Origin of the sequence: Legionella drozanskii LLAP-1 (assembly GCF_001467585.1) — a bacterium.
GTDB classification, from domain to species: Bacteria; Pseudomonadota; Gammaproteobacteria; order Legionellales; family Legionellaceae; genus Tatlockia; species Tatlockia drozanskii.
In genome coordinates this window covers 1-19,568 of the sequence record NZ_LNXY01000032.1, presented here as the reverse complement: position 1 = coordinate 19,568, position 19,568 = coordinate 1, and the positions used below count along the sequence as shown (strand labels likewise).

Below are 19,568 nucleotides of genomic sequence, written 5' to 3'. Positions count from 1 at the left end.
AAATATTTCTGGCAAAACAATTGCCAATATGTCTTCTACTAATGCAAAATATCTGATTATTTTTGCTTAGAGTATCTTTTGCTTCCAATGATTGTCATGCCCCTATAACGACCGTGTTTTAAGGCAAAACGACAATGACATATATGAGGTCTGATTATTATATTAATCAGACTTAAGAGATAATTTTTCTTAAAAATGTTCTTAATACCCTACCCTCTTACTAACCGATAACATTAGTTCCCTGATGAAAAATCATCTGCCAATTCTTGCCATTAAATTTCCAAAGGGATGAACGTAAAGACTTTTGAGTGTTTATTGTCACTTTATAGGTTGCAAGTATTACTTGCGGCATTAATTCTATAGTAGTGAAATCTTCAACAAAAAATTTCTTTTGCTCCTCGGAAGGAAGTGAGTTTAGTTGATACTCTTTATTATAAATTTTACCGGAACTCCCAAATTCCAGGAAATTATCAGCAAGTAGATTATTTAATTTAGCCTTGGATTGCCTAACTGTGGGAGTTAGTAAAGACAGTTCAAGCTCATAGATAGTTTGGTTCATTGGCGGGTACTCTTACCTTTTGATTCAGATTCAACCAGTTCATTTACACCAGAAAAGTGCAAACACTTTGTGCAAGCCCTGTCAATTTTAGATAATGAAGCTCGGCAAATTATTTCTGAATTATGGCTACATCATACTGGATGGTAGAGATCAGTTATACAATTAATTAGAATTATTGCAGATTGTGGAGTAAGTTTAAATCGATCTCTAATCCTAAGTTTTTTATCTCACCTGCAAGTTTTAATTTCCAATCACTCCTGAAAGGAATATAAAGGACACCACTATAATCACTGGGAATTTCTACATTTTCCTCATAAAGAGCAATTACTCGCTGTCTGCCTAATTTAGCCAAAAAATATCCAAGCTCTAATATTACATTTTGTCGAGCTCTCCATTTTATTTCTGATTTTGAAGAAGTTTTGATTTCATCATCTGCCGTTAAAAGCACGACAGCTAAGCTTGATATAGACGCATGTTTTTCGAACTTCTCAATTATAGTTTGTCCCTCGTTGGGTTTTTCATCCAAAATTATGGGGTTTAATTTAAGTTGCTCAAGTGTTCTTGCAACTTCAAGTTTGAAGTTATCTTTATGTCCGTGTACTAAAAAAATATTTTTATTAAATGGTGTATCCGTATTATGACTTTTGGTATCCGGACCTATTAGTAATGGAAGTCTTCTTTTTAAACTTTTAATATTGTTAATTTGGCTTTTAAGTAATTTACGAAAATCAGAAATATCTTCAGCCAATCCTCCATGCATTCTAATAGTTGTTATCAAACCCGAGTTTTGAAAATCTTCAGCTATGGAATTTTCTTTAAATTTACCCTTCAAATATTCGAAAACAAAGTCAGCCCATGATTGTTTCTCAAAAGAAATGTCTTCAAAATCATTTTTTGTATTAATTTCCTTTTCTAGCAACATCTCACCTTCATTTATAAATTTACTCAGATCTGTCTCAATATTTTGATTGGCTACATTCATCTCTCTTTTCCGGTTAAGCTGTTTCTTATTCTTTTTCGTCGCTTAAACTCTCTAGGGATAAAGAAATTTCATGTAGTTTATCCTGTAAAAGTTTCTTATTTACAAATTTCGTTTCATATTCAGCAATCATGGTTGGTGACATATTGCGATTCATAGCATATTTTACTACCTCGTCGTCTTTACTTTTACAAATCAGTATCCCAATACTGGGATTTTCATGGGGCTTCCTAATGTCACGATCCAAGGCTTCTAAATAAAATTGTAATTGCCCTATATGAGACGGGTGAAATTCTGAAATTTTGAGCTCCAATGCACACATGGCATTCAATCCACGATGGAACATGAGCAAATCTATCTTAAAATCCTTATTTCCAACCTGGATAGGATACTCTTCTCCCATTAAGGTGAAGTCAGGTCCTAACTCCAATAAAAATTTTCTTAAATTTTTCACCAAAGCACGCCGTAAATCACTTTCTAAGTGATCATCAGGTAAATTTAAAAACTCAAAAACATAACTGTCCTTAAAAACTCCAATCGCATTTTCCGGAAATTCTGACAACACCGTTGACAGTTTTTGGTTTGCCAAAGCCGTTCGCTCAAACGATGAGCTATCAATCAGACGTGCGAGATCTCGAGAAGAATAATTACGTTTTGAAGCAAGCATTAAATAATACTCTTTTTCTTCGATCGTCTTCGTTTTGGAAAGAATATGAAGGTGGTTAGACCATCCAATTTCTGTCAACAGTGTTGACAGTTTTGGATAAGGTGAATAAGTTTCATAAAATTTCTTCATTCTCCAAATATTTCTTGCTGAAAATCCTTGAAATGAGGCACTTTTAGAAGAAATAAACTGCGCTAGTTCTTCAACAACACCCTGCCCCCAACTGCCTGCTGTTGTCTTTTCACTAACGTAGGAACCAATATCCCAATACAGTAAAATCAGAGCACTATTCACTTGCTGCCAAACCTTCGATTTAGCAGCAATAATCATCTTATGAATTTCATCGAAATCATTTTCATGGCTATTTTTTAATTTTTTTGTCATGTGCAATGTCCTGCAAATAAACAGCGATTTTATTACAACAATGTCACGAACAGCGCGCTGAAGATTCTACTTATGTTAAGGGTAAGAAGTCCAATGATATAAAAATGTAGGCCAAGGGCCAATTAATTAGGGTATTGTCCCTAACAGGCAGGGTTATTCCACCTGCCCACTCCTCTAATAACACCAACAGTGTAGTCTCGTTACTTAACCTGCTTTGGAAAACATTCGATCCCCCTATTCCAACGAATTAATTTGAAATTTAAAAGAGAGCTTAGAAATATACTTAAGTGATTTTATTTAACCAGACACCTTCTAACAGCTGAATACATATTCCTTATTGAACATAATGGTCTCAATCACTCGAATCGACTACACTTGTACAAATAATTACTTGTTATAGAAAATTATGAAAATTAAAATCGTATTTTGTGAACCACCTGTTAAAAGTATTCAAGCTGCTGAGGATGAAAAATTAATTATCATTCAAAGTCCTTACAAGATTATTCAAGCTAAATTAGGTGATACAAGAGAATATGAAAAAACAGATGGCTCCAAAATGCCTGAAGATTTTACGTATGAACAATATTGTCAGGAAATGAAGGAGCTCATTCATACTACTATCGACAAAAGCGGTAAATCTGAGCATGTTTACGATCAGATTACTGTTGAGGGGTTTAGCCAACCTCCAAACTTTAAAACAATATGTTCTGAAATAGAAAAATCTCCTATATCTTGTGCTTCAAGCAGTAAGATTTTATTTGAAAATTGTTCTTTTGGAGGGAAGCAATATACTCACTCAGCCAGCAAACTGATTCGCTCTCTACAAAATTACCATTTTGAACATCACCACAAGCCATTAACTTTCGAAATAACTCTGGCTGATCAGGGTAAAAATTATCTTTCTAAGCATGATGAAGCCCATCTTGCCATGTTGAAAGGTGTGGTGGTATGTCGAAACAATAGGGATGTTTCCATAAAAACATTTAGAGACGATTCGCTAATTGGGGTAAAAAAGACTTCCTTAATAGCAAGGTTAGAGGCTCCTACTTTTTTTTATCGCAACTGTATAAAGACTATGCATGAGCAAACAACTGCTGAAATTGCATTAAAAAACTTCTTTAGTCAGGAGGCACAACAACAAAGTGATTTTACCTGCGGTCCAGCCACCGTAAAAATGGTTGCAGATTATTTTGATTCCATGCGAAATCGAAGTTTTTGTGACGCCCCAGTAACAAATCAAGAAATATGGCATAAACTCAATCAAACACCAGAAATGCTGCTTGCAGAGCAAGTAAACACCTCGGAGGCAGAAGGTTCTGGTATTCCTGAGATTCGCAATGGATTGATGGGAATGGGCATTACTGTGTTTGATGATAATGGTTTGAGTGATAAAGCCCATGACGAAGAGGCATTAAGTGCCCATAAAGACTTGTTATGGAATAAAATGCAGCAAATTCTGGAAATGGGCATCCCTGTTATTTTAAACATGCAAGATAGGGATGGCTGCGGTCATTTTGAAGTAGTTATTGGTATTGAGAAAAGCGCAAAGGGAGAACATATTATTCTAGCCGAACCTGGGACAGCTCTTGTTGGTAATCTTGAGTTTGAACATATTCCAAAAGATCAATTTATTGCACGATGGAAAAATATGAGTGGTGAGTTTCACGGCCGATTTATGATTTTATCTCCTAATAAAGCCTCTAGTCATACAATAGATACTATTCTTGCAGATATACCTCATTATAAAAATGGGGAAGAGATTAACAGAGGAATAGAGTCAACACATAGCATCTGAGTTGTTGCTTATTCTTTAATATCAGAGTTAGGCGAGAAAGGTCGAAAGTTAGTAAATATGCTAATAACTTTTAATAATTTTTGGCAGTTATGAACTTGATGATGGATTGTTTACGTGGTTGGAAAGTAAGGTCAGGAAAAACTTTTCAAGAAAAATATTCTAAGTTTAAAAAGACATCTAGAAATACACATTCTTAGACCTCTTCAGTGTTTTCTAGGGCTTCCGAGGTTATCCCTTTCGCTCTCTATTAATAGAGTTCTTAATAAGATACAATAAATAATATTTATAGAACTCTTCAATACAAAATGGCAAAAGAAGGTAAAGCACGTGTTTTAAATGAAAATGAATTTAAACGACTGCTTGTGATGGCAAAAGACAGCTCCTTTGCATTACGTAATGTGGCCATGATTTATTGTTCATTTGGTTTAGGACTTCGCGTTAAAGAAATTTCGGCCTTAACTTTTAAAGACATCATCGATCAAGAATTTAAAATCTTGGATGAAGTCAACTTAAAACGTGCGATGACCAAAGGCGAAAAACAACGCCATGTTTACATCACGAATAAAAAAATTACAGCGGCACTACAAGAGTATGTGAATTACATGCGTACGACTCAAAAAGAAGCTTTTAACCTCAAAGCCCCTCTTTTTAAAACTCAACGAGGAAGCCGCTTTCATCCCGATGTACTGCAAAAATGGTTTCGTAAGCTTTATGATAAAGCAGGATTAATTGGGGCAAGTTCTCATTCGGGAAGACGCACCTTCATTACCCGACTAATTGAGCAAGGAGCGGATATTAAAGCCGTATCCCGTTTAGCAGGTCATGCCAATATTGCAACAACTTCTGAATACGTTGAAGATAATCCCGATCGCTTGAAACGTATTTCTAGCCTGGCTATTTTTTAATGCTATATCTCTTCTCTCCTTTTTGGTTTAAACATTTATTACTCAACATAGAACCTTATCATTATCTACGTTTTGAAAAAGATTCGCGCTACTATGAATTACGTCTAACTCAAGACTTACTGAATGATTGGATTTTAATTACCAGCAATGGTCGCATCAAATCAAAATTAGGGCAAAGTCGCACTCAAGCTTTTAACACCTTCGGGGAAGCCTTAACTCAATTATATTCTGCCATTAAACTAAGGCATCAACGGCAATATAATATCGCACGCTATTTAATAGAGGACTTAATCTACTTCTTTATATTGCTACATCACGCCTCTCACTTCGCCAGCAAAAGGAAAGGCGACAAAGAAAGGAAAAAATCGACATCTCTAATAGTAAACAAAAACAAATGGATTATGAAAACGACAATGTGCAGCAAACTTGTTTCTTTTTTCAATGAAATAATTAATGCAAATAGGATTATTTTTAACCTTGTTGTTTTAGATCTAGCCTAATAAGCAAATTAAACGCTTTTTAAGGACGAATTTCAGTTCTTTTAAATAACGGGTTTGGGGAGCAATGGAACAGCCAACCGACTTAAGGACTATATTGGTCTTTTAATATCTATAATTCGGTATGTTTCATTTTATAGGATTGTAAACTGTGAAGTTGTTCAAGTATTTTCATTGAATACAGATAGATAACCAATTTTTTTCATCATTAGTAATTAAGTTTTCAAATTACCTATAATAGAACAAATAGTTTTATTGTTTTATTCAATATCTATGATGAATTCTTTAAAAACCTTTATTTTTAGGTAACAATGACGCTTTAACATTACGGCTCTGAAGAAAACTATGAATAAGGGGTATAAATAAATGGGCTGCTCCACTTGTCCTTCTCACAAAGAACCAATGCCCAAACTGTGGCATAATCCTAAAGTCATTACGGCAGCAATAGCCGGTATATTATTAACTATTGGTTTTGTAGGCTCATATTTGACACTACCAAGGATAATTGCTAACGGGTTTTACATAGGCGCGGTGTTAATTGGTGGATATTATTTCGCACGGGAAGCTATAGAAGAATTTTTCAAAGAACATGAAATCGGTATTGAGTTTTTGATGTCTACCGCTGCTATTGTTGCTGGTGTGATGGGACAATGGGCAGAATCGGCAACACTGGTTTTTTTATATTCTATTTCTGAAGCAGCAGAGGGTTATGCTGGTGAAAGGGCGCGACATGCTATCAGAGTATTGATGGAACTTGCCCCAAAATCCGCATTAGTCCGACGTAATAATAGCGAGTTCCTAATACCTTTAGAAGACATTCAAATTGGAGATGAGTTTATTGTTCGTCCTGGTGAAAGCATCGCTACAGATGGAGAGGTCATATCTGGACATTCTAGTGTAAACCAAGCGCCTATCACGGGTGAATCAATTCCTGTTGAGAAATTTGTGGGAAATAAAGTATTTTCTGCAACTATTAACGGCGAGGGGACTCTTACTATTCGCGCTACCAAAAAATTTGCTGAGAACACGTTATCTCGTATTATTTTTCTTGTTGAAAAAGCACAGGATAAAAAAGGTCGCAGTCAACGATTTATAGAGCGTTTTGGCAATCTCTACAGTCCATTCGTTCTTTTAGCAGGGGTACTAATAGCTACCCTACCTCCTCTATTTGGGCTGCATTGGCAAGAATGGGTGCTACGTGCAACGGTGTTTATTGTTGCAGCTGCACCATGTGCTTTAGTAATTTCTATCCCAATTACCCTTGTAGCTGCTCTTGGTACAGCCAGTCGAAACGGAATATTACTTAAGGGTGGGATATATTTAGAAAAATTGGTTCAAATAAAGGTTATTGCGCTTGATAAAACAGGAACCTTAACACAAGGACAACCCAAGGTCACCGATATCATTTCGTTAAATAATTATACTCAGAACCAAATATTAAATGTAGCTGCCACCCTTGAATCGCGTTCCCAGCATCCACTGGCACATGCCATTTTACAACAAGCAAAGGCAGAAAGTGTTGCATATAAACCTGTTGAACATTTTAAGTCATTGACTGGTTCAGGGGTTCAGGGTTTTATAAATGGAGAACAATTTTATATTGGCAATCCAAAATTATTTATTGATATGGGTCTATTGGTAGAAACTGTAATTCAAGAAATAAATAAATTACAGACCGTTGGAAAGACTGTCGTATTAGTAGGAACAGATAAGGAAATTCTCGGTTTAATTGCAATTACTGATCCTCTAAGATCTACAGCAAGGCAGATGGTATCGTCCCTAAAATTGATGGGTATTGAGCGTGTTGTTATGCTCACTGGAGATAACTCGATAACTGCCGCGTCAATTGGAGTTCAAGCAGGTGTAGATGAAGTATTCTCTGATTTATCACCAGAAGATAAGACACGAAAAATTGAGGAACTGGAAAGACGTTACGGTAAGGTAATGATGGTTGGCGATGGAGTAAATGATGCTCCAGCACTTGCAGCAGCACATGTAGGAGTTGCAATGGGCGCCGCTGGAACCGATGTTGCATTAGAAACTGCGGATGTAGCATTAATGGGTGATAATTTATTAAAATTACCTTATCTCATCGAGTTTAGTCATCGAACCTGGAATATAATTTTACAAAATTTAGGACTATCTATAATTGTTATTAGCTCTCTTATTGTCGGGGCGGTAACTGGCTATTTTACGTTGCCAATAGCAGTTTTAGCCCATGAAATAAGTGAGCTTATTGTTATTGCAAGTGGTCTTCGCATGTTAAAATCTTAACTGTAGATGAGCGCATTACAATGCGCTTAATACTCTCTCCAGTTTTTGTCTTACTTCTCCAGCGACCAGATTGATCTCAGGATTGCCGACCAATTCTAATACTGATTTTGGATCCATAAATTCAATATGCACTTTGCCTATATCATCCTGGCGTACAACCACATTACATGGTAGAAGCAAACCTATAGATGGCTCCTTTTCTAAAGCATGATGGGCAAATTGCGGATTGCATGCACCAAGAATTTGATAGGGAGGCATATCTTTATTTAATTTTTTTTTCAAAGTTGCTGACACATCTATATTTGTAAGAACTCCAAATCCCTCTTTTTGCAGTTCTTCAGTAACTTTTTTAATTGCATCATCAAATGAATACAATACTTCTTTTCCAAATCCATATTTTATATTGATCATTCTTTATCCATAAAAATTAACTCAAACCATACCAGATGTTATCATTAATAAATAATTCTTAATATTAAGAATACCATAGGATTGGGGATCTGTAGTGAATTATTCTTGTTGTAAACGATAAATTGTTGCTTTATGGACATTAAACGTTTTTGCAATCTCACTTACCGATTTATCTTCTTGCAAAAGCCGCTTGGCCAATGACTTTTGTTCTTTATTCATTTTTTCAGGTCGTCCAAAACGAACTCCACGTTGCTTTGCAGCTGCGCGACCCGCACCAGTACGTTCACGAATTAAGTCACGCTCAAATTCTGCAATACCTGCGAATACGGTCATGATCATTTTACCGGCATGAGAAGTGGTATCTGCCCAAGGCTCGGAAAGCGAACAAAAGGAAGCCTCTGTTGTTCTTATGCAGTCTATTAATTCTAATAAATGCTGGGTTGAACGCGCCAATCTATCCAATTTCCAAACAACGACTACATCTTCAGGTCGAAGCTGATCAAGTAATCGTTGTAATTCTGGACGATCTCTTTTTGCACCAGAAATTTTTTCCTGATAGATACGTTTACAACCAGCTTCTTTTAGTGCAACTAATTGCAACTCTAAATTTTGATCCGTGGTTGAAACGCGAGCATACCCAATTTTCATAACTAATCCCTAATATTTTATTTGCAAATCATATCGCAAAACAATAGACTTTTGCATCTGATTTTTGCAACGAATTTAAACCTTTAAATAAAGGCATTCAAATTCCGTTGCAAAACTTCTAAGTTTAGCAACAACACCTATTGATTTTGGATAAACATGCCTGTTAGTTTTCTCTCCCCAGTACAATGTGACAATTACGCTAAATATCCTACTGACCTACCACCAGATATCGTAGATAGCCTTTTTTTCCTCGATGATCAGGATATGGAGTGGATTGCAAACAAGCGTGGTGACTTCAGCAGGTTAGGTTATGCATTACAGCTGACAACAGTTCGATTTATTGGAGCTTTTATTTCCGACTTGAATCAGATTCCTCGTGTGGTAATTGAGCGAGTTGCTATTCAAATCAAGGTTAATGATCCTGAAAGTTGCATATCAATGTACATGAAAAGTGAGCAGCGTTGGCGTCATGCTGTTGAAATTCGAGCGCGTTATGGCTATATAGAATTTGCTGAAAAAGGTAGTCGTTATCGTCTTGGTCGCATATTATGTGCACTATGCTGGACTGGTACTGACAGACCTGGAGTGCTTTTTGATCATGCAGTGGGTTGGCTATCGACCAACAAAATATTGTTACCAGGTATTACAGTTCTTGAGCGTTTTGTTGCAGAAATTCGCTCCAGGATGGAGTCTCGCTTATGGCGAATGTTGATTAAAAATTTAAGCGCATCACAACAGGAAAAACTGAATGACCTCTTGGTGGTAGAGGATGACGAACATCTGTCATTGCTTGATAAACTGCGTAAAGGTCCGGTTAGCATCAGTAGCACAGCTCTTGTGCAAGCATTAAAACGGGTTGAGTCTGCCCGCAACATTAGTGTTGAATTACCACTGTACCGCATCCCCGCCTGTAAAATAGCAACACTTGCACGCTTTGCTAATACGGCAAAAATTACAGCCATCAACCGCTTGCCGTTTGAGCGTAAAATGGCGACGCTCGTTGCTTTTGCGAATCATTTTGAGTCAGACTCCCAAGATGATTCTCTGGACGTGCTCAGTATGGTATTGCGTGATTTATTCTCAAAGGCCAAGCAAGAAAATAAAAATACACGACTGCGAACTCTTAAAGATCTCGATCAAGCTACAGCCACATTGGTCGATGCATGTAAATTACTACTGAATACAGAATTATGTGATCATGAAATTCGGGACACAATTTATACAACAGTAGGTCATGAAGCGCTTGTATCTGCAGTTGAAAATGCCACTGCCTTAATCAGGCCGCCAAGTAATGTGTTTTATCATGAGCTTGAACAAAAGGAAAAAACAGTTCAGAAATTTTTACCTTCGCTCCTTCGAGTAATAAATTTTGATAGTAATCAAGCGGGAAAACCTCTTCTTGCCAGTCTTGAATGGTTAAAGGGAAAACAAACGGATGAACCGCCAATGGAGATTATTGGAACATCATGGAAACGTAATATTGTTATTAAAAATGAATGTAGCGTTATCAATTGGCCACAAGACGAACCACGACCCACTTATCGCGTCATAAAGAAACTTGTAAAAACCCAAGATGGTATCATTTTGCATAACGATAAACTTTTATATGCTGACCTTATCAATAAAAAAATTAAGGAAATCGTTGTACCAGAGAAAAAACAATCTCAAGTTGAGAAATTGAAAAAATCCATTTTAAACATGAAGGAAGTTCAAAAAAACGCAAATAATAAAGAGCTTGCATTAATAACATCAATAACTGGCCGGGATAGCAATAGAACTACAATTGACCGAACAGCATATATATTTTGTGTTCTTGATAAATTGCAATCGGCACTGAAACATAGGGATGTGTTCATAAGTCCGAGTTGGCGGTATGCTGATCCAAGAGCCAATCTTTATTCTGGCTCAGAGTGGGAGGCAATACGTCCTATGATTTGCCGCTCATTAAATTTAACAATTGACCCAATGTTAGCCATAACAAGCCTTACAGATGAACTACATCAAGTGTATCGGTTAGTTGCTGCAAATATTGATAATAACCCTGCTGTTCGATTTGAAACAGTTAAGGGTAATGAGGAGCTGATTCTAACTCAGCTTGATGCACTTGATGAGCCTCCATCATTAAAAGCATTGAGAGCTGCTGTAAAAGCCAAATTACCACGTGTCGATTTACCCGAGATGGTACTTGAGATAGCCACACGTACTGGATTTGCGGATGGATTTACCCACTTCAATGAAGGAAGTGCGCGTGCTGAGGATCTATTAATCAGTTTATGTGCTGAATTGCTAGCAGACGCTTGCAATACTGGACGAGAACCGTTTGTTCGTGAGGACATACCTGCTTTAAAAAGAGATAGATTGGTATGGGTTGATCAAAATTATATTCGAAATGAAACGATAATGGCGGTCAATGCCATTTTAGTTTCTGCTCAAAATCAAATTCCATTAGCTAAGAAATGGGGCGGAGGCGATATTGCATCGGCTGATGGCATGCGCTTCGTTGTACCGGTTAGAACAGTGCACGCTGCTCCAAATCCAAAATATTTTAAATCAGGTCGTGGTGTCACTTGGTACAATCTAATCTCTAATCAACGAACTGGCTTAAATGCTGTAACAGTACCTGGCACTTTACGTGATAGCCTAATATTGTTAGGCGTTGTTCTTGAGCAACAGACGGAATTACAGCCAACGCGGATCATGACAGATGCAGGCGCATACAGTGATATTGTATTTGGACTGTTTCGTTTGTTGGGACTTCGTTTCAGTCCGCGATTGGCTGATATGGGTGGTGCTAGATTCTGGCGGATTGATCCGTTGGCTGATTATGGAAAGCTCAATGTACTTGCAAAAAGTCGTATAAATATAAATCTTGTTCCTCCTGAGTGGGATGATATTTTACGTTTATTGGCTTCATTAAAACTCGGGAGAGTTCCCGCAGAAGGCATTATGCGCACTCTTCAAGTTGCTGATAAACCAACTCGTTTAGCCAAAGCAATTGCCGAAATTGGGCGAATTGACAAAACTATCCACATGCTCAATTATCTTCATGATGAGTCATTCCGTCGTCAGACTTTGGTACAACTAAATTTGGGCGAAGGCAGACACAGTTTAGGTCGTTCTGTTTTTCATGGTAAGCGAGGAGAACTTCATCAGCGGTATCGTGCAGGGCAAGAAGATCAGTTAGGTGCCCTTGGACTGGTTTTAAATATCATTACACTTTGGAACACTATTTACATGGATGCTGCCATTAATCAATTACGACAAGAAGGCTTCCCCGTATACGATGAAGATGTAGCCAGACTGTCCGCATATGGATATGGTCATATTAATATGCTCGGACGATATTCCTTTGCCATGCCAGATGAGGTAAAACGTGGTGAGTTAAGGCCATTAAGAACAACAGAAAAGCCTTAAGTCGGTTGGCTGTTCCATTGCTCCCCAAGCCCGAATAACTCTATTATCACAGACATCTCTTGATTACGAAGAAATATAACGCTTACCACATCATATCTCTCTCAAGTAGTAATAAGCTGCATTACGATATAATTAAATGAAACAGTCTTTTAAACTCATTAAGGCCTGGGACTAAGGATCGTGCGGTGAAGTGTAAAATAAGGGTCTTTTTTGAGGTTATTTTTAATAATAAAACTAATATAATCAATAACATAAAGTCATCTTATGAAGGAAATTTATTCGAGTAAAATTTGAACATGCATGAAAGGTTGCAATTTAAATTTTTTTGTTTAATATCAACAAGTTAAACAAAACATGTTCGGTGCAATATCGCGAATAAAAAAGTAAAAATTTTTCCCATTGACATGAACCTCTAACCCTCACCAGGACTGGATCCATCATTAAAAAACAGCTTGATTTTGACACTTTACCGCACGATCCTTAGTCCCAGGCCAATCTTCAATACCTCAGGCGAGCAAGAACAGTTAACCTAATCAATATTAAAACTTTTGTTGGTTCTCCACACTCTTCCACACGACCCCTAGGAGACAAATTTTTACTCCCTCTCAATTATTGGAAATAATCAGAGGGCAGGAAATCTCATGAACAGGTTATATGGAAAGAATATTCCAGATCTACCTACATATCAGATCTGTTAATATCGTCGAGAACTTGATCGAGCGGCTGCTTGTTGCGCTGCACGAGCTGCAGCTGCCTGTTGCGCTGCACGAGCTGCAGCTGCCTGTTGCGCTGCACGAGCTGCAGCTGCCTGTTGCGCTGCACGAGCTGCAGCTGCCTGTTGTGCTGCACGAGCTGCAGCTGCCTGTTGTGCTGCACGGGCTTGTGCTGCACGGGCTGCAGCTGCTTGTTGCGCTGCACGGGCTGCAGCTGCTTGTTGCGCTGCACGAGCTGCAGCTGCCTGTTGCGCTGCACGAGCTGCAGCTGCCTGTTGCGCTGCACGAGCTGCAGCTGCCTGTTGTTCTGCACGAGCTGCAGCTGCCTGTTGTGCTGCACGCTGCTGCGCCTGTTGTGCTGCACGCTGCTGCGCCTGTTGTGCTGCACGCTGCTGCGCCTGTTGTTGCGCACGTTGCTGTGCCTGTTGTTGCGCGCGTTGCTGTGCCTGTTGTTGCGCGCGTTGCTGCGCTTGTTGTTGCGCACGTTGCTGTGCCTGTTGTTGCGCGCGTTGCTGTGCCTGTTGTTGCGCGCGTTGCTGTGCCTGTTGTTGCGCGCGTTGCTGCGCTTGTTGTGCTGCAGGTTGTTGCGTCTGTTGTGCTACAACACGTTGACGCGGCTGATGGGTACGTGGCTGCTGTCGTTGTTGAGTTTGTTGTGGCTGAAGAAGTGGTTGCGACTGTTGTTGAATTCGGGGTAATTGAGTACGTGGTTGCCACTGTTGTTGATTTTGTGGTGATTGATGCCTTGGCTGCGACTGTTGTTGAATTCGGGGTGATTGAGTACGTGGTTGCCACTGTTGTTGATTTTGTGGTGATTGATGCTTTGGCTGCGACTGTGTTTGAATTCGTGGTGATTGAGAATGTGTCTTGTCCTGGTGTAGGGTTTGAGGCTTGTCTTTTTGCTGAGCACGTGATTGCAACTGCTGTTGAACTCGCAGTTGATTAGGTAGGTTAGCCTGTTGAGAGCGTGATTGCTTTTTTGGCTCTGTTTGAGACTGTATCTTTTGCTTAGCTAGTAATTGAGGTTGTTTAGCTTTTTCCGTACGCTGTTGTTGCGATATTCTCATCTTTTTCTGTTGTTGTATAAGCTGATCTCTTTGTAGTCTTAATTTTTGTTTTTCTTCCTCTTGAACTTTTTTCGTATTCGTTAGGGATAGTTTTTCAATATGATCTCTTTGTATTTTCTGAGTTGGTACTGATGAGAGTGTTTTTTTGGCTTTTTTATAACTCTCAGATTTTAGTATGGAGGTATCAGCCTTGTTCTGTTTCAAATCTCTGTTTATAGGGACTTTAGGCATTTTTTGATGAACTGATGGAGAAGATCTGGTCTCTTGATCCTTTTTGGGGTTGGAAGTTGAAGAAACACCATATCTTGTTTGAGTGTGTTTGTGCATGTGATCTAAAAATGTCAGCCGAGGAGCATTTGTAGTGGGCTTGGCTTCTTGATCATTTGCGGAGCTAGAGGTTGGAGAAACATCATATCTTGTTTGAGTGTGTTTATGTATGTGATCTAAAAATGTCAGCCGAGGAGCATTTATAGTGGGCTTGGTTTCTTGATCATTGGCAGAACTAGAGGTTGGAGAAACATTATATCTTGTTTGAGTGTGCTTATGTATGTGATCTAAAAATGTCAGCCGAGGTGCATTTGTAGTGGGCTTGGCTTCTTGATCATTGGCAGAACTAGAGGTTGGAGAAACATTATATCTGGTTTGAGTGTGTTTTTGTATGTGATCTAAAAACGTTAACCAAGGTATTGTTCCCAAGGATGCTGGATTGTTTGATTTTTGAGTGTTTAGCGACTGTACTTGAGGGGTACCTGCGCTTTTATCACCTGATTGTTTGTAAGCCCTGTCTCCATAAACAACTTGAGGATCGCGAATCGGTTTAGTAGCATTTCCTTGCTTTTGATCCTGTCCTTGCTTTTGATCCTGAGCTTGAGCCTGCGATGTTTTTTCGGTTTGGTGGGATACCCTAGAGTTAGAAGTCGGTTGACTATAGGGTAAACAAGCAGTGTATTTTCTCATTTGCACTATATCTAAAACTGTTTCCTTTTTTTTATTTTGTAAAGTTAAGTCAGCACCAAGTTTGTTTAATTTTTTGAGTATGTTGGGCCGATTATTCTCAGCCGCTATATGGGCTGGTGTATTACCACTATGATCTTGCCTTTGTAATAGATCTTGAACATCAGCACCACAATTTAATATGGGATTTATCATAGAAGGATAGCCATTTTTAACTGCTATATGTAGTAAAGTGTTCGGTTTTTCGTTTTTACCTGTTTTGTAAGATTGGGTTAATATTACTTGGAGCTGTGAAGGAGTACAGGTCTCCTCAGATCGTTTTAACAACTGCTCAAATTGATCAAGGCGATTGGCAGTAACAGCTATTTGGAAAAATAGTGGTAGTTCCTCTGCATTAAGAGCTTCTATCTTAACATGTCGAGCAATTGGCTGTTTATTATTCGCAGGCGCTCCTGCTGGTAGCGCCCACTCGTGATATCCTCCTCGGTCACGATATTCCGGATGGATAGTTTTCCAAAATTCGCTTTTTTTATTATGTTGGCTTCTAGGTACTAAACGCATTACTCCCAGTTGTCCATTTGCGGTCGAACTATGGCAATGTTCCCAGGTAAAATAGGCTTTTCCTGGTGACTTTGTGATATTACGTGTAATTTCCTCAATTAGAGAAATATTGCTGAACTTGGGACATAGTTGAATTCCTTCCGATTCTAGTTTATGGAGCTGCACTAAAAGCTGCTCGTTACAAATTCTGTTATGTACTTCACGACTCATTCCAAAATTTGCTTCATCCAACTTCACTTCGAAATAGCAACTATAAACTGTTTTAGCATCGTTCGACTTATTAAGATTTTCCTTTATTGTATTATTATCAGAATCAATATTTTTTCTTTGTTTAGTTTGCAACATATAAAGCATCCAGCAGTTCATCAAAAGAATTTATTACAAAATGAGTTTCGGGTTCTTCAAGATCCAGGTATGTTAAAAACCATACTTGAGGCACATTATTAACCCATTTCATGTAATAAATTTGCTGGAGACCATCATCCGCAAATGGAATAGTATTAGGCCCCATAATATCCTGATAATTTTCAATAACCCACCAAATATTAGCTGGAATTTCTTTGTCATCATCAAGGATATAAAAGTTATGGAGTTTCCATTCAAGGAGAACACCAGTTTCCTCATCAATGGCATCAAAATATTTTGCTTCAGGGCTACCAGCATTATAATTTCTTAAAATTATTTTATAATTTTCTGGTAGGGAATGGCCGCAATATCGTTCTAGTTCAGCAATTTGATCCTCAGTAGCCGGTGGTTCAAAATTTGAACTATAGGTGGGTTTCATTCCTATTTTACTAAAATCGAACATATATATTTCCTAATTAATGAAAATTTTTATTTAAACACATTACTGCGAATATTTAATTCAATCTCTGTTTCATATCAAGCCTCCAATAACGCATCGAATGAGTTACTTATGGGGCTGTATCCTCGTATAGTGGCTTACCGGCACGGATCGTATGATAAATAAGTACATCTTTCGCATAATCATAAACTCCCCAACCCTCATTATTTTCCAGCGATAAATCAGCTCCACTAACAATCAAAAATTCAACTAATTCAAGAAGTTTTTGTTCAACTGCTATTATTATTGCAGTATATCCTCCTTGCCCTTGAAAATTGATATTGGCCCCTGTAGCAAGAATAGCCTTCACACTAGCAACATCATTATGTAGAGTCGCAAATAATAATTCATAATTTTTAAGAAATTGATAAATAGGTGAATAAGTTAGGGCCAAGTCACTTGCAATTTCTTGATATTTATTTTGGATTAAAGGATCAGCGCCTAATTGCAAAAGGTAAGTAACCAGTGGTTCATCATCTTTATCCACGGCAAGCATCAAAGCCGTGTAGCCATCTTCTTCTGCTTGATAATTTATATCAGCTCCTTCGTAAAGGTATTGCCTAATTTTAGGTAATTGCGATTGCTCTTGATTTATTTCAGCAAGCAAGGCTTTTGATAAGTCTGTAGGAATATTATTTCCCATTTTTAATCCCGTTAGGTTAAAATAGCTAATCGTCAGCGTGTTAATACGTTGATTTACCACCCATTCAATTTTCACAAAATAAATGGAATAAATATTACTATAAAATTGCAAAAAATCGATGTGTATTTTTTTGAGGTACTTGTTGTATCTCATTGCTTAAATTTTTTGCCCATTCAAGTAAGAGCAAAATTTCTGAATCAGTAGTTAATCCAAACGCAGTTTGCCCGTCAGTGCGAGTTATTAACAAATCAGCACCTTGGTGGAGAAAATACTCAACTATTTCTTGATAATTTTGTTCAACAGCAATCATTAATGCGGTATACCCACCCATACCTTGAAAATTAACCAACGCGCCATCTGTAATAATTGATTTTATAGTGGGTAAATCGTTATTCATCGTTGCAAACAATAATTCAAAATCTTTAAGAATTGGATAAATAGTAGAATGGCGCGAGATTAGCTCGCTAGCAATTTTGTTCCCATGATTTTTTAATAATGGATTTGCTCCTTGAGCTAATAGATACTCAACAATTCGATCATGATGACCTTCAACTGCCATCATTAACGCAGTAGTCCCATTTTCTGCAGTTTGAAAATTGATGTTAGCGCCTTCAATTAGGAGCTTTTTTAAGTTACGTATTTTGGGAAATGCTGTGTTAACTGCATCTATAAAACTAATGCTGATGAATTGATTGTAATCCATTATATCTTCTGACATTGTTAATTAGTTTTTATATTAAAGATCTAGAGATGTTTCTTTTTCTCTAGCGGCTATTGCTGATTTTTTGGATGAAACATCTTTAGTTAATGCTCTAAAGAATCCATGCTTGTCCTTAGGATTTTCCATACTACCTGGCTGCTCATCTTCAACTTCATCTTCATCTTCATCTTCATCTAATTCATTTTCTTGCATGAGAAGCTTTTCTATAACTTTATCATTAACAAGCTCTAATACGCCCTGACCAGCATCGTTAGTTATGTTTAAATCGGCTCCTTGCAATAAAAGATATTCAACTGTAGCTATCATACTCTGCTCAACAGCTATTAAAAGAGCTGAATAACCAGCATGACCTTGAAAATCAATTATCGATTTATCGGTGTTTATTAAAGATTTAATGCTAGGCAAGTCATTGTTTATTACAGCAAATAGTAATTCGTAACCTTTTATTGTGTGATAAATACCAGAATTACGTGAGGTTAAAGCACGAGCTGTTTTCCCATAGTTATTTTTCAATAAGGGGTTTGCACCACTACTCAACAAGTACTCAGCTATACGATCATTTTGTGAATCTACTGCTATCATTAGGGCGCTAAAGCCATTTGAATCTTGATAATTAACGTCAGCACATAAAGCAAGATATTCATCAACTTTCTGAGCCCTTGCTTCACCACTTCCTACATGTTCATTTAATAATATGCTGTACTTTTCATTACTAGGTAATGAATCTAAACGTAGCTCCTTTTCGAGATTTTTAAGAATGGCATATATTGATGAATTACGAGAAGCTAAATCACTTGCTATTTCACCCTGTTTATTTTCGAGCAAGGGATCAGCTCCTCTAGTTAATAAATATTCTGCTACCTGATCATTTTGAGCCCAGACCGCGATCATCAGGAAGGTATAGCCCTCAGAGTCTTGACTATCAATTTCCCCATATTCGTAGTCTAGAAAATTGATAATATCTCGTAAGCTTGTTCCGTGGTTTTCGATTTTCTCACGGAATAAATGGAAAGACACATGCGGCGAATTAGGTAGATAAGGTAGATTAGGTAGATCATTGTCTTTATTTTTTCTTTGTTCCTCTTCCTTTTGCATCTCCCTTGCAATTTCACGTTGGCTCTTAATATTTTCTTTTCTTTTAGTATCCAAAACTTCTTGAGGTATTCGAGCTTCTTTCTGTCTTCGAGCTTCTTTCTGTCTTCGAGCTTCTTCCTGTTTTCTAGCTTCTTCTTGTTTTCTAGCTTCTTCCTGTTTTCTAGCTTCTTCCTGTTTTCTAGCTTCTTCCTGTTTTCTAGCTTCTTCCTGTTTTTTAGCTTCTTCTTGTTTTCTAGCTTCCCTACGACTGTCACTATAATCCAAAGATCTATCCTCGTACCGATCTCTAGACCAATCATCCGGAAAGCTAGTCTCTTCCCGACCTCTAGACAGATAAGAGCTAGTTTCTTCCCGACCTCTAGACAGATAAGAGCTAGTTTCTTTCCGACCTCTAGACGCATAAGAGCTAGTTTCTTTCCGACCTCTAGACGCATAAGAGC

General features: G+C 37.8%; 15 protein-coding genes. 5 read left to right on the top strand and 10 right to left on the bottom strand.

The features are described from left to right. Positions 1-220: 220 nt before the first annotated feature. From Ldro_RS15000 to Ldro_RS14990, 3 genes are all read right to left on the bottom strand, one after another. Positions 221-559, bottom strand: a complete 339-nt coding sequence (locus Ldro_RS15000) for a nuclear transport factor 2 family protein (RefSeq protein WP_058497245.1) — start codon at positions 557-559, stop codon at positions 221-223. Positions 560-731: 172 nt separating this feature from the next. Continuing rightward, positions 732-1,541: a TIR domain-containing protein gene (locus tag Ldro_RS14995; RefSeq protein WP_058497244.1), complete on the bottom strand. Its 810-nt coding sequence runs from the start codon at positions 1,539-1,541 to the stop codon at positions 732-734. Between the two features lie 25 nt (positions 1,542-1,566). Continuing rightward, positions 1,567-2,586 (bottom strand): PDDEXK nuclease domain-containing protein, encoded by a 1,020-nt coding sequence (locus tag Ldro_RS14990; protein ID WP_058497243.1) that lies wholly within the window; start codon positions 2,584-2,586, stop codon positions 1,567-1,569. Positions 2,587-2,992: 406 nt separating this feature from the next. Between Ldro_RS14990 and Ldro_RS14985 the strand changes: the two genes are divergently transcribed. From Ldro_RS14985 to Ldro_RS14970, 4 genes are all read left to right on the top strand, one after another. Beyond that, positions 2,993-4,381, top strand: coding sequence for a papain-like cysteine protease family protein (locus Ldro_RS14985; RefSeq protein WP_058497242.1), 1,389 nt, complete (start codon positions 2,993-2,995; stop codon positions 4,379-4,381). Positions 4,382-4,686: 305 nt separating this feature from the next. After that, the gene (locus Ldro_RS14980; protein ID WP_058497241.1) at positions 4,687-5,286 is read left to right on the top strand and encodes a tyrosine-type recombinase/integrase; all 600 of its coding nucleotides are present in this window, start codon (positions 4,687-4,689) and stop codon (positions 5,284-5,286) included. Then, positions 5,286-5,786, top strand: coding sequence for a WGR domain-containing protein (locus tag Ldro_RS14975; protein ID WP_058497240.1), 501 nt, complete (start codon positions 5,286-5,288; stop codon positions 5,784-5,786). The genes Ldro_RS14980 and Ldro_RS14975 overlap by 1 nt, the downstream gene beginning before the upstream one ends. A gap of 399 nt (positions 5,787-6,185) precedes the next feature. Next, positions 6,186-8,057 carry a heavy metal translocating P-type ATPase gene (locus Ldro_RS14970; RefSeq protein WP_231294691.1) on the top strand — a complete coding sequence of 624 codons (1,872 nt, stop codon included), beginning with the start codon at positions 6,186-6,188 and terminating at the stop codon, positions 8,055-8,057. A 15-nt stretch (positions 8,058-8,072) separates the two neighbouring features. Here the strand turns inward: Ldro_RS14970 and Ldro_RS14965 are convergent, their stop codons facing one another. Together Ldro_RS14965 and Ldro_RS14960 are read right to left on the bottom strand one after the other, a co-directional pair. Beyond that, positions 8,073-8,468, bottom strand: a complete 396-nt coding sequence (locus tag Ldro_RS14965) for a DUF302 domain-containing protein (RefSeq protein ID WP_012187539.1) — start codon at positions 8,466-8,468, stop codon at positions 8,073-8,075. Between the two features lie 99 nt (positions 8,469-8,567). Then, positions 8,568-9,116, bottom strand: a complete 549-nt coding sequence (locus tag Ldro_RS14960; RefSeq protein ID WP_012187538.1) for a recombinase family protein — start codon at positions 9,114-9,116, stop codon at positions 8,568-8,570. 156 nt (positions 9,117-9,272) lie between these two features. Between Ldro_RS14960 and Ldro_RS14955 the strand changes: the two genes are divergently transcribed. Beyond that, positions 9,273-12,530: a Tn3 family transposase gene (locus tag Ldro_RS14955; protein WP_058497239.1), complete on the top strand. Its 3,258-nt coding sequence runs from the start codon at positions 9,273-9,275 to the stop codon at positions 12,528-12,530. A gap of 694 nt (positions 12,531-13,224) precedes the next feature. On the opposite strand, the gene Ldro_RS16420 is transcribed toward Ldro_RS14955, so the two are convergent. From Ldro_RS16420 to Ldro_RS14930, 5 genes are all read right to left on the bottom strand, one after another. Continuing rightward, positions 13,225-16,170, bottom strand: coding sequence for an ankyrin repeat domain-containing protein (locus tag Ldro_RS16420; protein ID WP_058497238.1), 2,946 nt, complete (start codon positions 16,168-16,170; stop codon positions 13,225-13,227). Continuing rightward, entirely contained in the window at positions 16,157-16,633 is a 477-nt protein-coding gene (locus tag Ldro_RS14945) for an SMI1/KNR4 family protein (RefSeq protein ID WP_058497237.1), read from the bottom strand. The genes Ldro_RS16420 and Ldro_RS14945 overlap by 14 nt, the downstream gene beginning before the upstream one ends. Before the next feature lie 106 nt (positions 16,634-16,739). Then, positions 16,740-17,312, bottom strand: coding sequence for an ankyrin repeat domain-containing protein (locus Ldro_RS14940; protein WP_162263983.1), 573 nt, complete (start codon positions 17,310-17,312; stop codon positions 16,740-16,742). 97 nt (positions 17,313-17,409) lie between these two features. Further along, complete coding sequence (locus Ldro_RS14935; RefSeq protein ID WP_058497235.1) at positions 17,410-18,015, bottom strand: ankyrin repeat domain-containing protein; 606 nt, start codon at positions 18,013-18,015, stop codon at positions 17,410-17,412. Between the two features lie 33 nt (positions 18,016-18,048). Next, positions 18,049-19,392, bottom strand: a complete 1,344-nt coding sequence (locus Ldro_RS14930; RefSeq protein WP_058497234.1) for an ankyrin repeat domain-containing protein — start codon at positions 19,390-19,392, stop codon at positions 18,049-18,051. Positions 19,393-19,568: the final 176 nt, after the last annotated feature.

Coding starts and splice junctions, on each gene's coding strand:
- Ldro_RS15000 (WP_058497245.1), bottom strand. CDS start 559: ATGAACCAAACTATCTATGAGCTTGAACTGTCTTTACTAACTCCCACA.
- Ldro_RS14995 (WP_058497244.1), bottom strand. CDS start 1,541: ATGAATGTAGCCAATCAAAATATTGAGACAGATCTGAGTAAATTTATA.
- Ldro_RS14990 (WP_058497243.1), bottom strand. CDS start 2,586: ATGACAAAAAAATTAAAAAATAGCCATGAAAATGATTTCGATGAAATT.
- Ldro_RS14985 (WP_058497242.1), top strand. CDS start 2,993: ATGAAAATTAAAATCGTATTTTGTGAACCACCTGTTAAAAGTATTCAA.
- Ldro_RS14980 (WP_058497241.1), top strand. CDS start 4,687: ATGGCAAAAGAAGGTAAAGCACGTGTTTTAAATGAAAATGAATTTAAA.
- Ldro_RS14975 (WP_058497240.1), top strand. CDS start 5,286: ATGCTATATCTCTTCTCTCCTTTTTGGTTTAAACATTTATTACTCAAC.
- Ldro_RS14970 (WP_231294691.1), top strand. CDS start 6,186: ATGCCCAAACTGTGGCATAATCCTAAAGTCATTACGGCAGCAATAGCC.
- Ldro_RS14965 (WP_012187539.1), bottom strand. CDS start 8,468: ATGATCAATATAAAATATGGATTTGGAAAAGAAGTATTGTATTCATTT.
- Ldro_RS14960 (WP_012187538.1), bottom strand. CDS start 9,116: ATGAAAATTGGGTATGCTCGCGTTTCAACCACGGATCAAAATTTAGAG.
- Ldro_RS14955 (WP_058497239.1), top strand. CDS start 9,273: ATGCCTGTTAGTTTTCTCTCCCCAGTACAATGTGACAATTACGCTAAA.
- Ldro_RS16420 (WP_058497238.1), bottom strand. CDS start 16,170: ATGTTGCAAACTAAACAAAGAAAAAATATTGATTCTGATAATAATACA.
- Ldro_RS14945 (WP_058497237.1), bottom strand. CDS start 16,633: ATGTTCGATTTTAGTAAAATAGGAATGAAACCCACCTATAGTTCAAAT.
- Ldro_RS14940 (WP_162263983.1), bottom strand. CDS start 17,312: ATGGGAAATAATATTCCTACAGACTTATCAAAAGCCTTGCTTGCTGAA.
- Ldro_RS14935 (WP_058497235.1), bottom strand. CDS start 18,015: ATGGATTACAATCAATTCATCAGCATTAGTTTTATAGATGCAGTTAAC.